The sequence below is a fragment of the Deinococcus sedimenti genome, from assembly GCF_014648135.1.
Taxonomy (GTDB): domain Bacteria; phylum Deinococcota; class Deinococci; order Deinococcales; family Deinococcaceae; genus Deinococcus; species Deinococcus sedimenti.
Genome location: NZ_BMQN01000002.1, coordinates 83,936 through 98,812 on the forward strand (window position 1 = coordinate 83,936; position 14,877 = coordinate 98,812).

The window sequence follows — 14,877 nt, forward strand, 5'->3', positions numbered from 1 at the left end:
AGGCGCGCGCAGGTGTCCCGCCCGCAGGGAGTACGCTGGGGGCACATGAACTTCGAGCTGCCCGGCGACCTGCGCGACATGCAGGCGATCATCCGCGATTTCATGCTCACGCGCGTCGAAGCCCGCGCGCACGAGATCGAGGAGACCAACCACGTCCCCGAGGACCTGCTGCGCGAGGCCGCCGGGCTGGGCCTATTCGGCCTGAGCATCCCCGAGGAGTACGGCGGCGTCGGCCTGGGCGCCCTGGGCCGCTGCGCCGTGTACGAGGCGATGGGCATGGGCCACATGGGCTTCGGCGGCGTGATCAGCGCGCACGCCAGCATCGGCACCAGCGGCCTCGTGAAACTCGGCACCGACGAGCAGAAGGCCCGGTTCCTGCCGCGCATGGCGTCGGGCGAGTGCGTCGCGGGCTTCGCCATCACCGAACCCAGCAGCGGCAGCGACGCCGCGAACATCCGCACCCGCGCCGAGCGGCGGGGCGACGCGTACGTCCTGAACGGCACCAAGCACTACATCAGCAACGCGCCCATCGCAGGCCTGCTGACCGTCATCGCCGTCACCGACCCCGCCCGCGGCAGCAAGGGCATGAGCGCGTTCCTCGTCGAACCGCAGAGCACGCCCGGCGTCACCATCGGCAAGATCGACGAGAAGATGGGCCAGAAGGGCGCCCTGAGCGCCGAGGTCATCTTCCAGGACGCCGTGGTCCCCGCCGCGAACCTCCTGGGGCCTGAACACCTCGGGTACCGCGAGGCGCTGGGCATCCTCACCAACGGCCGCGTCGGCATCGCCGCCCGCTCGACAGGCGCCATGCAGCGCCTGCTGGACCTGTCCGTCGCGCACGCCAAGACCCGCGAGCAGTTCGGGAAACCCATCGCGGATTTCCAGGCCGTGCAGTTCATGCTCGCCGAGATGGACATCGCCATCCAGACCAGCCGCGTCCTGTGGCAGAAAGTCGCCTGGATGGTCGACGAGGGCCAGGACGTCCGCCGCATGGCCAGCGTCGCCAAGTACCACGCCACCGAGGCCCTCTCGCAGGTCGCGGACAAGGCCGTGCAGGTCGCGGGCGGCATGGGCTACATGAAAGACAGCCCCGTCGAACGCTACTACCGCGACCAGCGCCTCCTGCGCATCTACGAGGGCACCAGCGAGATCCAGAAACTCATCATCGCGGGCGACCTGCTGCGCTAAGCGCCTCGCCACCAGCGCAGGAAGGCGGGCAGGCGTTCACGCCACGCGGGTTCGTCGTGCCAGTGGCCCTCGCCGACCGTGAAGCGCGCCTCGTGGACGTGCGGGGCGAGCTGCAAGGTCAGGTTGCGGGCCAGCGTGATGACCTCCTGCGCGCTCTGAATGCTGTTGCCCTCGTGGTCGCCCATATCCACCCACACGCGCGAGTGCGGGTCGCCGCGCCCGTCCATCCAGCGCAGGAACGCGAAGTCGGCGGGCCACACGGCGGGACTGAACACGCCCAGCGTGCCGTACGTGCCGGGGTCACGCAGACCCGCGTACGCGGTGATCAGCCCGCCGAAGGAGGATCCGGCCAGCGCGGTGTCCTGCGCGGGCACCGCGCCGAAGCGGGCGTGCAGGTGCGGCAGGAGGGTGCCTTTGATCCAGTCGGCGTACTCGTCCGCGCCGCTGTCGAAGCCGTTCAGTTCGAAGGGGAACGGCACGTAGCGGCGGCTGCGGTCGTCGTTCACGGGCAGCGCGGTAATCCGGACCGGGTGCCCGGCGTCTGCGAGGGCCTGCGCGGCCCCGGCGGCGTCCCAGCTGTCCCCGGCGAAGGTCGGGGCCTCGTCGAACACGTTCTGGCCGTCGTGCAGGATCAGCAGCGGCAGCGGTCCCTCGTGTCCTTCGGGCCACCACAGGCGCACGGACTGCGCGCCCCAGGGGGCGTCCAGTACGGTCTCCTCGCGCGGTGGGGCGCTGCGCGGTGGACGGGTGGCCCCGCCGCTGGCGTCCTGCCAGCCCGCCACGGTCAGGAGCACAGTGGTGTCGCCAAGCACGGCGACGCGGTGCGCGCGGGCGCGGCCGCCCCAGGCGTCGCCCTCCTCGGCGGTCGTGCCGTCCGGGTTCACGCGGCGGACCTTCATCTGCGCCAGCAGGCCGTCCGGCAGGTCGGCGTGCAGCACCCCAGCCTGGAACGTCCAGTCCGTGGGGTCGTCGCTCCAGGCGCGGTGGTCGCCGGTCAGGAACAGCGTCCCCGGTGGGGTGCCGGGCGGCAGGGTCAGCTGGAAGGTCACGCGGGGCATGCGGTCAGTCTAGGAGGGTCCGGTACGGGTGAAGGTCTCGTCAGCTTCGGGTGAGGGTTGTGTCAGGTGCGCGGGGGTAGGCTTTTGTCGTGGAGGACGAGGTTTGAAGTGATCCCGTCCGGGTCGGCTGCGGCTTGCCCCCACCCCGGAAACTTGATATAGTCGCACTCAAGTTTCCTGGATGCAGGAGTTTCAGGAACCCGCTCTCACCAAGACCCCACCCGGGCGAAAAGGAGTTCCGAGATGCCCACCAACACCCTCCCCAGCAACGTCCCCGTCTGCCCGGTCCGCGGCAGCGTGATCTACCCCACGATGGTCCAGCACATCGACGCCAGCCGCGCGCTGTCCATCGGCGCGATCGAGGCGGCCATGCAGAGCGACAAGGTCATCCTGATCGTCTCGCAGCGCGATAAGGACATCGACGACCCCAAGGGCAGCGACCTGTACGACGTCGGCACCGCCTGCAACGTCCTGCGCGTCCGCAAGAACCCCGACGGCACCGTGCAGATGCTCGTGTCCGCCGTCGCCCGCGTCCGCGCCACCAACTACCAGCGCGGTGACCACCTCAGCGCCGACATCACCCCCCTGGCCGCCGAGGACGACAACCCCGTCGAACTCCAGGCGCTGGGCCGCGAGCTGCGCGAACGCTTCGACGCCCTGGCCAGCGGCGGCAAACTGAACGCCGAGACTGTCCAGACCATCCACAGCAAGGAAGACCTGGGCGAGATGGCCGACCACATCGCCTTCAACCTCGACTTCAAACTGGACGACAAGCAGGCGCTGCTGGAACTGCCCAGCCTGACCGCCCGCATCCGCAAACTGCTGACCCTGCTCGACACCGAACAGGAAGTGCAGGCCGTGCAGGCCAAGATCCGCGCGCAGGTCAAGGAAGAGATCGACAAGAACCAGCGCGAGTACTACCTGCGCGAACAGATGAAGGTCATCCAGAAGGAACTCCAGGGCGGCGAGGACGGCGAGGAAGGCGACGAGGCCGAAGCCTTCCGCGCCAAGCTCGACACCCTCGACCTGCGCCCCGAGGTCCGCAAGGACATCGACCGTGAAGTGAACCGTCTGGCGCGCATGCACCCCGACGCCGCCGAGGCCAGCGTCATCCGCACGTACCTCACCTGGATCACCGAACTGCCCTGGAACACCCGCAGCGACGACCAGCTGGACGTCATGCAGGCCTCCCAGATCCTCGACGACGACCACTACGGCCTGGAAAAGGTCAAGGACCGCGTCCTGGAATTCCTGGCCGTGCGCCGCCTGCGCAAGGAACGCGCCGAACGCGGCGAACTCAGCGCCGAGGACGTCAACAAGGGCCCCATCCTGGTGTTCACCGGCCCTCCCGGCGTCGGCAAGACCAGCATCGCGCAGAGCATCGCCAAGGCGCTGGGCCGCAAGTACGTACGCATCGCCCTCGGCGGCGCCCGCGACGAGAGCGACATCCGTGGTCACCGCCGCACGTACATCGGCGCGATGCCCGGCCGCCTCATCCAGGGCATCCGCACCGCGGGCACCAAGAACCCCGTCATCCTCCTCGACGAGGTCGACAAGCTCGGCAGCAGCTACCAGGGCGACCCCTCGGCGGCCCTGCTGGAAGTGCTCGACCCCTCGCAGAACCAGCACTTCACCGACCACTACCTCGGCGTGCCGTTCGACCTGAGCGAGGTCATGTTCATCGCCACCGCCAACTACCCCGAACAGATCCCCCCGGCGCTGATGGACCGCATGGAAGTCATCGACTTCAACAGCTACATCGAACAGGAAAAGCTGGAGATCGCCAAACGCTACCTGCTGCCCCGCCAGCTCATGGCGAACGGCCTGAAAGCCAACCAGATCGCGTTCACCGACTCCGCGCTGGAAAAACTGATCAGCCACTACACCCGCGAGGCTGGTGTGCGCAACCTGGAACGCGAGATCGGCACGGTCGCCCGCAAGGTCGCCCGCCGCATCGCCACCGGCGAGGTCAAACGCGTCAAGGTCACCGACAAAGAACTCGACCGTTACCTCGGACAGGCCCGCCACATCCCCGAAACCGAAGGCAAGGAAGACATGGTCGGCGTCAGCACGGGCATGTTCTACACCCCGGTCGGCGGTGACATCCTGTTCGTCGAGACCAGCACCAGCCCCGGCAAGGGCCTCGTCCTGACCGGCCAGCTCGGCGACGTCATGAAAGAAAGCGCCCGCGCCGCCCTGACGTACATCAAGGCGAACGCCGAACGCTTCCACATCGACAAGGCCCGCATCGACGACAGCGAAATCCACGTGCACGTCCCCGCCGGAGCGATCCCCAAGGAAGGCCCCAGCGCCGGCGGCGCCATGGTCACCAGCCTCATCAGCGCCCTGACCGGCATCCCCGCCCGCCACGACGTCGCCATGACCGGCGAGATGACCCTCACCGGCCGCTACCTGCCCATCGGCGGCCTGAAAGAGAAAGTGCTGGGCGCCCGCCGCGCCGGGATCAAGCACATCATCCTGCCCAAAGCGAACGAGGGCGACCTGCGCGACATCCCCCTGCACCTGCGCACCACCATGCGCTTCCACCCCTGCGAAACCGTGGATCAGGTGCTGGACGTGGCCCTCGTCGGCGGCCTGAAAGCCCTGGAGACGCCCCGCGACGGTAGCCCCGCCCCCACCCTCCCCGCCCCCAAACGCAAGAGCGCCCGCCGCAGCGACGCCCACGCGTAACCGAACTTCCCGCTGCTCCCCGTCCACGCCGGACGGGGAGTTTTTTGCTGCACTCGACGCGTGACCAGCCGCACTATCCTGCCAGGACATGCGCCGCCTGCTTCCTCTGCTCCTCCTGACCACCCTGACCACCGCCCACGCCGCGTACTGTTTCCAGCACCCCCGCACGGATCTGACGCTTTACCCCAGACTCAGCGGCGCGCCTAGGCAGATCGAGGAGCAGATCACCGTCGAACCGGCCTTCCGAACACTGGATTTCATCACGGCCCGTACGTCCTTGTACACCTACCAGGGCACGCAGGCTATTCAGGTGACCCACCGCCTGACCCCCGATGACCCGTCCTTTCCTCGCACCACGCTCTTCCAGGCGACCATCCGCCCGTCGGGTGCACTGGCCAGCCCCGCCACGACCCTGGCTGGCAGCTGGCGCTTCGTGATTCGGGGGAGCCTGACCGGTCCGGTGCCTCAGATCACCGCGGCTGACCTCGCCGCCGAGAAGGCGTCACCCATCAGCATCACGCTGGACGCGCAGGGTCGCCTGACGCAGTACAAGGGGGTCGTCCTGAATCCCGAAGCTGGCCTGATGGACGAGGTGCAGGTCAGCTGCGCGTACGCCTCCGCTCAGCGAACCGTGCGCGAGGTCGTGAGTCTGGCCCGACGCACCCGCAGCGTCACGGACGCCCAGTTCGGCCCCGCCGGTGAACTGCTGAGCCTCAGCAGCACCGGAACCACCCTTGACGGCTCCAACTCACCCCTGATCCCCACGGCAGAGACCTTCACATACGACAACGGCACATTAAGCCGGTCCGTTTTCAGCGTTGCTGGGCAGGCGAACTCCACCTTCGCGTACACCCTCACGTCCGGGCAGATCACGGGATACACCGTCCAGATCGGCGAGGGAGACAACGCGGTTCGTGAACGACATACTTTCACCAGGGATACGCATGGTAACTGGATCACGCACGAATACCGCCTCGGCAAGGCGCTTGTCGCGACCATCACGCGCCGCATCACGTACTGAATGGGCCTGAACGGACGCGTGGGGCGCGCTATCCTATGCGTATGAGTGCGCCTGTGACGTTCCTGGTGGCCAGCCCGCACCTGCGCGGCAGCCTGTTCGAGGGAACCGTGATCCTGCTGCTGGAGCACGACACGAAGGGTGCGATGGGATTGATCGTGAACGCGCCCATGACCCAGAGCGTGCAGGACCTCATGCCGGAACTTGCGGGGCACCCGGAGGTGGCGTGGCTGGGCGGGCCGGTGGACCCGACGCTCGGCTGGTGTCTGTACGCGCAGCCGGTGGATATGGAGGGTGAACTGCGCCTGCTGCCGGGCCTGACGGTGTCCAGCAGTCTGGATGTGCTGCGGGCGGTGGAGCGCAGCGGGCAGCCGTTCATGCTGGTGCTGGGGTACGCCGGGTGGGGTGCGGGCCAGCTGACCGACGAGGCGCGCGAGGGAACGTGGGTGTGGGTGGAGCAGACCACGCCGGAGCTGCTGTGGGACGTGCCCGCAGGGGACCGCTGGCAGTCGGCGCTGGACCGGCTGGGTGTGGACGCGTCGCGGATCGTGCCGGGCGGCGCGCAGGCCTGAGTCGCGTGACCTGATTGCGATCGCGCAGCGCCCGGTGAACCCGGGTTGAGGACTCCCTGGTGGGTGACCGTGCTGTAATGCGGTGACGGCCCGCTGACGTTCGTCCCGTTTACTGCTCAAGGAGTCATGACTGTGCCTGCTGATAAGTCTCTGTCCGTTCGTTCTGGTTCCTCGCGCGTCCGCTTGCGGCGAAAGGAGGAATCCGGGAAGGGCGAAGTGCGGACGTACAGCACGGTCGCCAATCCGGACAGTCCCTTCCTGAACCGGGAACTGTCGTGGCTGGCGTTCAACGAGCGGGTGCTGGCCGAGGCGCGCGATGAGCGCAACCCGCCGCTGGAACGACTGAAGTACGCGGCGATCTGCGGCAGCAACCTGGATGAGTTCTTCATGGTGCGTGTGGCGGGGGTGCACCGGCAGATTGCGGCGGGCGTGAACACGCCGGGCCCGGATGGCCTGCTGCCGCGCGAGACCCTGGCGCTGGTGCGCGAGCGGACGCAGGTGATGCTGCGCGAGATCGAGCGCGTCACCCGTAAGACCCTGCGGGATCTGAACGCGGCGGGCGTACGGTTCGCGCGCGTGGCGGACCTGGGCAAGCGCGCGCGGGCGCAGCTGCGGGAGCATTACCTCGCCGAGATTCAGCCGGTGCTGACGCCGCTGGTCGTGGATCCCAGCCACCCATTCCCATACCTGAGCAACCTGAGCCTGAACCTCGCGGTGCTGCTGGACGGGGGCGAGGGTGAGGATCCGGAGTTCGCGCGGGTGAAGGTGCCGGTGGGCGTGTTGCCGCGCGCGGTGTGCGTGGGTGACACGATTGTGCTGCTGGAAGACGTGATCGCCGCGCACATCGGGGAGTTGTTCAAGGGTCGCGAGGTGCTGGCCGCGCATGCCTTCCGCGTGACCCGCAACACTGACTACGAGTTCGAGGAGGAGGAAGCCGAGGACCTGCTGGCCACCATCGAGGACGGGTTGCGGCGGCGGCGGTTCGGGTCGGCGGTGCGCCTGGAGGTGATGCGGGACACGCCGGGCGGTATCACGGCGTTCCTGCAGGAGCGGCTGCGGCTCGCGCCGGAGGACATCTTCCAGCTGGACGGTCCCCTCGGGTCGGCGGACCTGATGGGCCTGCCCGTGAAACGCCCGGATCTCGGCTTCCCGGAGTACGCGCCGGCCGTCCCCGATCTGGACGGTGACGAGGACAGCGGGATCTTCGACACGTTGCGGCAGGGGGACGTGCTGCTGCACCACCCGTACGACGGCTTCACGAACATCCTGGATTTCCTTGAAGAGGCCAGCCGGGACCCGCAGGTGCTGGCGATCAAGCAGACGCTGTACCGCACTGGGGACGACCCCAGGCTCCTGGCGGCGCTGCGTACGGCGGCCGAGAACGGCAAGCAGGTCGTGGCGCTGATTGAACTCAAGGCCCGGTTCGACGAGCAGCGCAACATCTCCTGGGCCAGGAAACTGGAACGGGCCGGGGCGCACGTCGTGTACGGCGTGGCGGGCTTGAAGACGCACGCGAAGGTCACCATGATCGTCCGCCGCGAGGAGGGCGGGCTGCGCCGCTACGTGCACATCGGCACTGGGAACTACAACGCGAAGACGGCGCGGTTGTACACCGATCTGAGCCTGCTGTCCGCCAACCCGGATCTGGGTGCGGACGTCGCGGAACTGTTCAACCACCTGACCGGCTACGCCGAGGCCGAGTACACGCAGCTGCTGGTCGCGCCGGATACGGCCCGGACGGGCTTCGAGGCGCTGCTGGAGCGGGAGGCCGCGCATGCCCGCGACGGTCAGGACGCCTGGGTGCGCGTGAAGGTCAACCAGCTGACCGATCCGGGCATGGTCGAGGCGCTCAGCCGGGCGTCGCAGGCGGGCGTGCGGGTGGAACTGATAATCCGTGGGGTGTGCTGCCTGCGGCCCGGCGTGCCGGGCGTGTCGCAGAACGTGCGGGTGCGCAGCCTCCTGGGCCGGTACCTGGAGCACGCCCGCGTGTACGCGTTCGGGAACGGTGGCGGTCCAGAGGTGTATTTCGGCAGTGCCGACTGGATGAGCCGCAACCTGGACCGCCGGGTCGAGGTGATCGCTCCGGTGCTGGACGACCGGCACCGCGAGGCCTTCCTGAGCATCCTGGATACCGAGTGGTCGGATACGCGCGGGTCGTGGGAACTGAACGCGGACGGCGAGTACATGAAGATCCCGGGGGATTTCAGCGCGCAGGCCACCTTCGCGGCGGCACGTCACCCGCTGTAACGCACCTCCGTCTGCGGGGAGGGGAGACGGCATTGACCGCTCCCCTCCTTTTCTCTCGTATGTGGTGCAGGGCGATAAGAAACCCCCGGTGCGAACACCGGGGGCCCTGGAAGTGCGGGGGTTTAGCCCTGCTCTTCTTCGGTCTTCTTGTCGCCAGCCAGACCGAACTGGGCGAACAGGTCGGCGTACACGTCGCCGAGCTTGGTGCTGATCTTGCCGCCCTGCTGGGCGTCCTTGGCGTTGTAGGCGTAGTCCGCGCCGCCTTCGCGACGACGGCCGCCGCCGCTGCGCTGGCCACCCTGGCCGCCGCTGTAGCGGTCGCTGCGGGCGCCGCCACCCTGGCTGACGTAGTCACGCTGGGTGGGGGCCGGGCTACCACCGAGGAAGCGGCGACGGCTGAGGCTGGCGCGCTGCTCGACGGGATCGATGTTCAGGATGACGGCTTCGATCTCGTCGCCCTTCTTGAACAGGTCGGCGGGGTTGTTGACGCGGTTCAGGTCGAGTTCGCTGATGTGGATCAGGCCCTCGATGCCTTCCTCGATCTCCATGAACACGCCGAAGTCGGTCATGCCGGTGATCTTGCCCTTCACGGGGGTGCCGGGCGGGTAGCGGTCGGGCAGCGCGCTCCAGGGATCGTCGGTGGTCTGACGAATACCCAGGGAGATGCGGCGGTCCTTCGGCTCGATGCGCAGGATGATCGCCTCGACTTCGTCGCCTTCCTTCATCACTTCGTTGGGGTGACGGACGCGCTTGGTCCAGCTCATCTCGCTGACGTGCACCAGACCTTCGAGGCCGCTTTCCAGTTCGACGAACGCACCGAAGTTGGTGAGGTTCGTGACCTTGCCGGTGACCTTCTGGCCGATGCTGTAGCGGTCGGTGGCGCCTTCCCAGGGGTCCTGGGTGAGGGCCTTCATGCTCAGGTTGATGCGTTCACGGTCGTTGTCGACGTCCATGACCTGCACCTGCACCTTGTCGCCCACCTTGACCACGTCGCGGGGGTGGTTGAAGCGGCCGTAGGTCAGTTCGCTGCGGTGAACGAGGCCGTCGATGCCGCCCAGGTTCACGAACACGCCGAAGTCGGTGATTTCCACGACTTCGCCTTCGAACTGCGCGCCGGATTCCAGCTGGCCGACCGTGGCTTCACGGGCTTTGGCCTTCTGGGCTTCCAGGATGGCGCGGTGGCTGATGATCACGCGGTTGCGCTTGCGGTTCAGCTCGATGAGCTTGACCATCAGCGGCTTGCCGACGTAGGGGTCCAGGTCGTTCACGCGGCGGGTGTCCACCTGTGAGGCGGGCAGGAAGGCGCGGATGCCCTCGACCTGCGCGACCAGACCGCCGCGAACTTTCTCCAGCACGTCGACTTCGAAGGCTTCCTCGGCTTCCTGCATCTTCTCCAGGACGCGCCAGCCCTTGTCCTGATCGGCCCGTTTCTTGCTCAGGACGATCTGGCTGTTGGGCAGGTCGACGCGCACGACGTACGCTTCGATCTGCTCGCCGGACTTGTACATCTCCTGGGCCTGTTCCAGCGTGACGGGCTCGTCGCCCAGCTGGTTCAGGGGGATGATGCCCTCGACCTTGGCGCCGATGTCCACGGCGATGCCTTCCTGACCGATGAACACGATGGTGCCGTCGACGATGTCGCCGCGGCTGACGTTCTGGGGTTCCTGCGCCTCACTGGCGAGGATGTCCTCCATGGTCATCGCGGGGTACTCGCGCTCCTCCACGGGGGTGGGGGTGCTGGGGGTGGTGCCCGTCGCGGGCTGAGTCCCGCCTTGCTGGGCGGGGGTCTGGGTGTTGTCTTCCATGAACTCCTGTCCTCCTGGGTGCGGGCGCTTTGCGGCGTCCGTACCGGCCTGATACCTGCTTCCGTCCCGGGTCTCCCGAGCCCTGGGGCGCGGGGGTGGGCGGGGGCGGCAACACCTCAGTGTACCAGAGTTCAGAGTGTTGCGGCAACTGCGCTGTGAACGCGGTCCAGACGGGTTGTACAGCTTCACGTCAAGGAATCCGCTCCCACGCAGGTCAGGGGGGGTGCTTGACGAGTCAGCTGGCGTGCCTCTATACTCCCTCACGCTTCACCTGATGGCGAAGCACGTCAGAGCAGGACCCGTGTTGGGGCATCGTCTAATGGCAGGACACCAGTCTCTGACACTGTCGATCTAGGTTCGAGTCCTAGTGCCCCAGCCAGCACACCCACCCGCAAGGGTGGGTTTTGTTTTGTCGCCTGCCGTGAGTGTGGGTGAGATCACCCCCAACGGCGTGGAAGCGCTGCCACATCGCCGGTGTCTTAGACTCCGGAGCATGACGCAGACCCCTGTCCCCGAGTGGTACAAGAGCGCCGTCTTCTACGAACTCTCGGTCCGCACCTTCGCGGACGGCAACGGCGACGGCAAGGGCGACTTTCCCGGCCTGACCGGCAAACTCGACTACCTGCGCGGCCTGGGCGTGGACGTCCTGTGGATCCTGCCGTGCTACCCCAGCCCCCTGCGTGACGACGGCTACGACGTCGCCGACTACGTGGGTATCCACCCGGACCTGGGCACCCTGGACGACTTCAAGGTCTTCCTGCGTGAATCCCATGCGCGCGGCCTGCGCGTCATCACGGACTTCGTGACCAATCACACCTCGAGCGACCACCCCTGGTTCCAGGCGGCACGGCGCGGACCGACCCTCCCGGACGGCACGCCCAACGAGTACCACGACTACTACGTCTGGAGCGACACCGGCAGCGAGTACGCCGGGGCCAGGATCATCTTCACCGACACCGAGACCAGCAACTGGACCCTGGACGAGCAGAGCGGCCGCTACTACTGGCACCGCTTCTTCTCCAGTCAGCCGGACCTGAACTACGACAACCCCCGGGTCGTCGAGGAGATCCTCCAGGCCGCACGCTTCTGGCTGGACCTCGGCGTGGACGGCTTCCGCGTGGACGCCGTGCCCTACCTGATCGAACGCGAGGGCACCAACTGCGAGAACCTGCCCGAAACGCACGACATCCTCAAACGCTTCCGGAAGATGGTCGATCAGGACTACCCCGGCCGCGTCCTGCTGGCCGAGGCGAACCAGTGGCCCGAGGAGGTCGCCGAGTACTTCGGGACCGACGCCGACCCCGAATTCCACATGTGCTTCAACTTCCCGGTCATGCCCCGCCTGTATATGAGCCTGAAGAAGGAGGACACCACCTCTATCCGCGAGATCATGGAACGCCTGCCGGCCATCCCCGCGTTCGGGCAGTGGGTGACGTTCCTGCGCAACCACGACGAACTGACCCTGGAGATGGTCACCGACGACGAACGGGCCTTCATGTACGCCGCGTACGCCCCGGACACCCGCATGAAGATCAACGTCGGCATCCGCCGCCGCCTCGCCCCGCTGCTGGACAACGACCGGCGCCGCGTGGAACTCCTGACCACCGTTCTGCTGGCCCTGCCCGGCAGCCCCATCCTGTACTACGGCGACGAGATCGGTATGGGCGACGACCTGTCCCTGGCCGACCGCAACGGCGTGCGCACCCCCATGCAGTGGAACGCGGGCATGAGCGGCGGCTTCTCGACCGCCACACCCGACCAATGTTTCTTCCCGCCCATCGGGGACGCCGTGTACGGCTACGGCCGCGTGAACGTGCAGAGTCAGGAGCAGGACCCCAGCAGCCTCCTGAAGTGGACCAGCCGCCAGCTGGAACTGCGCCGCCGTCACCCGGCCTTCGCCACCGGCGAACTGGCGTTCGTGGACACCGACAACCCCGCCATCCTGGCATTCACGCGCCGCACCGACGACGAGACGCTGCTGATCGTCAGCAACTTCGCCGGCAACGCCCAGTCCGTCCACCTCGACCTGTCCCAGTACGCCGGACGGGTGCCGGTCACGCTGTCCGGCGCCAGTCCCTTCCCCGCCATCGGCGAGACGCCCTACCCCATGATCCTCGGGAAGTACGACTACTACTGGCTGCGCATCAACTGAACCTGCCCCCCACATGAATGCTCCGTTGAAACCCTCGAGCCGCGCAGAACGAAGAGGCGTGCGGCAGTGAAGTTGCCCCCCCCGGTGCCTCCGTGGGCCGAGCGAACCCGACGGGAGCCGTCTGACCGCTGCACCCACGCGTGCGGGCAGGCGGTCCGCGTCACGGCCAGCCGCAGCCCAGGGAAGCTCAGGCCGGGTGCAGCAGGGTGCTGCGGGCCTCCAGCGCGATGCTGCCCGTCCGGTCCAGACGGTCCACCACCGCGTCGAAGGTCCAGTCCTGCGCCCACACCCGCTTGACCGCCTGCAGGACCGCCGTGCCCGGTGGCAGCAGCGGCGCGTCCTCGGCCTGCGCCCCGTCCGCACGGCGCACCCGCACCACGCCGCCCGCCGGAAGGTTCGCGCGGGCCAGCGTCCGGTAGAACGCCTGCACCGCGTCATCCATCAGGTAAGACGTGCGGATCAGCGCCTGCGCCTGCACCGCCAGGGGTTCCAGGGCGTCCTCGTCGATGCGGGCCGGGCGGATCGGGGCGAAGAGCCGCCGCAGCTGCTCGGGCAGGTTCCCCCCCCGGTAGAAGGCCTCCTCGAACGCGGGCGGGACGATCACGCCCGGCGTGCCCACCGTCAATAGGCGGGTCACCTCGGCCAGCTCGGCCGGGGGCAGCGGGTGAGGAGCGCGGGCCTCCGCGAAGGTCAGCATGCCCGCAGCATAGGCCCCGCTCAGCGCAGGCGGCTGCGCATCCACGCCTTCACGCTGCTCGCGCCCGGCGTATCCCGCACCAGCACGGCCACGACGCCGCCCTCGAACGGGCAGACGACCAGCACCCGGTCCTGAAATTCCAGCTGCGCGGCCCTGAGCGCCCCGCCGACCTGCAGGTGAGGGGCGAGCGTCTGCGCGGACGTCAGCAGGAACCGCACGTACGTTCCGACCTGCGCACCGAGCAGATCCGTCGGCGTGAGGGGATCACCCTGGGTATCGAATACCCCCGCCGCGGTCACGCCCGGCAGCACACTGAGGCCCGCAGCGAACATCTGCGCCTGCTGCCACACCCGGTCCGGCGTGTTCCCCCTGCTCACCGGTGGCGCCGAGATCACCGTGCCCGACTGCGGCAGGCCACGGCCACCCGGGAGCGGAGGGGCGGCCGACGTGACCGGCGAACTCGGCGCAGGGCGAGGAGCGTCACGTCGCCCCAGCCACTTCTGCAGCGCGGGGAACAGTACGCCGGGTCGCAGCGGCTTGCGCAGGATGTCCAGCACCCCCAGCGCCGCAGCCTCGGCGCGCAGGTCCGCCTCGATCATGCCGGTCATGAACACCACGGGCAGCTGCGGATGCTCCCGCCGCAGGGTCCGCGCCAGTTCCACCCCGCTCATCCCGGGCATCCGCACGTCCGACAGGACCAGCGCCGTGTCGGCCGACACGGCCTGCAGGGCTGCCGCACCACTCTCGGCCAGCACGACGTTCACGTGCGGGGCCAGCAGGTACTCGAGGTTCTGCAGGACCGCCGGGCTGTCATCCACGATCAGGATCGTGGGACGCCGGGCAGCAGAAGCCGTCATTCCCTCAGCCTACCGCCCAGCCCAGCAGTCCACGTCCACACCCGCCAGACGGCCCGATATCCTGCCCGCATGACCCACCCCGACCCCCGGTTGCCCATCGGGCCTATCCCGCTGCTGGCCCGCACGCCGGGCACCCCCACTGAGGTCGCGGCGCGTATGGACGCCGCCGTGCAGGACTGGCACGACCTGCTGGCCGCCACGCCCCACGAGCGACTGACCGCCCGACCCCACCCGCACGGCTGGACGGTCGCGCAGCTCGCGCACCACACCGCCGACGCGCACGCCCACGGCCTGAGCCGCCTGAAGTACGCCCTGACCACTTCCGGGTACGTCGTGCAGCCCTTCGACCAGGACGCCTGGCTGACCCTCCCCGACGCCACGCTGCCCGTGGGGGACGCCCTGGACCTGCTGCGCGTCACGAAGCGCCGCTGGACCACCCTGCTGCGCACCCTGAACCCCGAGCAGCTCGACACGACCCTCACGCACCCGCAGGAAGGCCCGCAGACCCTCTGGAACCTGACCGCCAAGCACGACTGGCACCTGCGCCACCACCTCGCCCAGGCGAGGCTGGCCCTGACGGGGACCCCCTGAA

Annotated in this window: 11 protein-coding genes and 1 tRNA gene; 8 read left to right on the forward strand and 4 right to left on the reverse strand. The window is 68.2% G+C overall.

The window, feature by feature from the left end; genetic code table 11:
* Nucleotides 1–45 precede the first annotated feature (45 nt).
* On the forward strand, nt 46–1,188 hold the full coding sequence (locus IEY69_RS07155) for an acyl-CoA dehydrogenase family protein (RefSeq protein WP_189072469.1): 1,143 nt from the start codon (nt 46–48) through the stop codon (nt 1,186–1,188).
* On the opposite strand, the gene IEY69_RS07160 is transcribed toward IEY69_RS07155, so the two are convergent.
* Nucleotides 1,185–2,246, reverse strand: coding sequence for an alpha/beta hydrolase (locus tag IEY69_RS07160; RefSeq protein WP_189072470.1), 1,062 nt, complete (start codon nt 2,244–2,246; stop codon nt 1,185–1,187). The genes IEY69_RS07155 and IEY69_RS07160 overlap by 4 nt on opposite strands.
* A gap of 243 nt (nt 2,247–2,489) precedes the next feature.
* On the opposite strand from IEY69_RS07160, the gene lon reads away from it, so the two are divergent.
* The 4 genes from lon to ppk1 all read left to right on the forward strand — a co-directional run bounded on the left by lon (nt 2,490) and on the right by ppk1 (nt 8,774).
* On the forward strand, nt 2,490–4,937 hold the full coding sequence (lon, locus tag IEY69_RS07165; protein WP_189072471.1) for an endopeptidase La: 2,448 nt from the start codon (nt 2,490–2,492) through the stop codon (nt 4,935–4,937).
* 88 nt (nt 4,938–5,025) lie between these two features.
* Nucleotides 5,026–5,958, forward strand: coding sequence for a hypothetical protein (locus tag IEY69_RS07170; RefSeq protein WP_189072472.1), 933 nt, complete (start codon nt 5,026–5,028; stop codon nt 5,956–5,958).
* 41 nt (nt 5,959–5,999) lie between these two features.
* Nucleotides 6,000–6,527 (forward strand): YqgE/AlgH family protein, encoded by a 528-nt coding sequence (locus IEY69_RS07175; protein WP_189072473.1) that lies wholly within the window; start codon nt 6,000–6,002, stop codon nt 6,525–6,527.
* 126 nt (nt 6,528–6,653) lie between these two features.
* A complete protein-coding gene (gene ppk1, locus IEY69_RS07180) occupies nt 6,654–8,774 on the forward strand; it encodes a polyphosphate kinase 1 (protein WP_189072474.1) in 2,121 nt (706 codons plus the stop codon).
* Nucleotides 8,775–8,896: 122 nt separating this feature from the next.
* On the opposite strand, the gene IEY69_RS07185 is transcribed toward ppk1, so the two are convergent.
* The gene (locus IEY69_RS07185; protein WP_189072475.1) at nt 8,897–10,579 is read right to left on the reverse strand and encodes a 30S ribosomal protein S1; all 1,683 of its coding nucleotides are present in this window, start codon (nt 10,577–10,579) and stop codon (nt 8,897–8,899) included.
* A 305-nt stretch (nt 10,580–10,884) separates the two neighbouring features.
* Here IEY69_RS07185 and IEY69_RS07190 point away from each other — a divergent pair.
* Both IEY69_RS07190 and treS read left to right on the forward strand, forming a co-directional pair.
* Nucleotides 10,885–10,958, forward strand: a tRNA-Gln gene (locus IEY69_RS07190).
* 114 nt (nt 10,959–11,072) lie between these two features.
* Entirely contained in the window at nt 11,073–12,731 is a 1,659-nt protein-coding gene (gene treS / locus IEY69_RS07195; protein ID WP_189072476.1) for a maltose alpha-D-glucosyltransferase, read from the forward strand.
* A gap of 187 nt (nt 12,732–12,918) precedes the next feature.
* Here the strand turns inward: treS and IEY69_RS07200 are convergent, their stop codons facing one another.
* Both IEY69_RS07200 and IEY69_RS07205 read right to left on the reverse strand, forming a co-directional pair.
* Nucleotides 12,919–13,428 carry a hypothetical protein gene (locus tag IEY69_RS07200; protein WP_189072477.1) on the reverse strand — a complete coding sequence of 170 codons (510 nt, stop codon included), beginning with the start codon at nt 13,426–13,428 and terminating at the stop codon, nt 12,919–12,921.
* Between the two features lie 20 nt (nt 13,429–13,448).
* Nucleotides 13,449–14,285 (reverse strand): response regulator, encoded by an 837-nt coding sequence (locus IEY69_RS07205; RefSeq protein WP_189072478.1) that lies wholly within the window; start codon nt 14,283–14,285, stop codon nt 13,449–13,451.
* Nucleotides 14,286–14,354: 69 nt separating this feature from the next.
* Between IEY69_RS07205 and IEY69_RS07210 the strand changes: the two genes are divergently transcribed.
* Nucleotides 14,355–14,876 carry a DinB family protein gene (locus tag IEY69_RS07210; RefSeq protein ID WP_189072479.1) on the forward strand — a complete coding sequence of 174 codons (522 nt, stop codon included), beginning with the start codon at nt 14,355–14,357 and terminating at the stop codon, nt 14,874–14,876.
* Nucleotide 14,877: the final 1 nt, after the last annotated feature.

Excerpts from the sequence above, each read along its gene's own strand:
- lon (WP_189072471.1), top strand. The coding sequence starts at position 2,490 with ATGCCCACCAACACCCTCCCCAGCAACGTCCCCGTCTGCCCGGTCCGC.
- IEY69_RS07155 (WP_189072469.1), top strand. The coding sequence starts at position 46 with ATGAACTTCGAGCTGCCCGGCGACCTGCGCGACATGCAGGCGATCATC.
- IEY69_RS07170 (WP_189072472.1), top strand. The coding sequence starts at position 5,026 with ATGCGCCGCCTGCTTCCTCTGCTCCTCCTGACCACCCTGACCACCGCC.
- IEY69_RS07210 (WP_189072479.1), top strand. The coding sequence starts at position 14,355 with ATGACCCACCCCGACCCCCGGTTGCCCATCGGGCCTATCCCGCTGCTG.
- IEY69_RS07200 (WP_189072477.1), bottom strand. The coding sequence starts at position 13,428 with ATGCTGACCTTCGCGGAGGCCCGCGCTCCTCACCCGCTGCCCCCGGCC.
- IEY69_RS07205 (WP_189072478.1), bottom strand. The coding sequence starts at position 14,285 with ATGACGGCTTCTGCTGCCCGGCGTCCCACGATCCTGATCGTGGATGAC.
- ppk1 (WP_189072474.1), top strand. The coding sequence starts at position 6,654 with ATGACTGTGCCTGCTGATAAGTCTCTGTCCGTTCGTTCTGGTTCCTCG.
- IEY69_RS07185 (WP_189072475.1), bottom strand. The coding sequence starts at position 10,579 with ATGGAAGACAACACCCAGACCCCCGCCCAGCAAGGCGGGACTCAGCCC.
- IEY69_RS07175 (WP_189072473.1), top strand. The coding sequence starts at position 6,000 with ATGAGTGCGCCTGTGACGTTCCTGGTGGCCAGCCCGCACCTGCGCGGC.
- IEY69_RS07160 (WP_189072470.1), bottom strand. The coding sequence starts at position 2,246 with ATGCCCCGCGTGACCTTCCAGCTGACCCTGCCGCCCGGCACCCCACCG.
- treS (WP_189072476.1), top strand. The coding sequence starts at position 11,073 with ATGACGCAGACCCCTGTCCCCGAGTGGTACAAGAGCGCCGTCTTCTAC.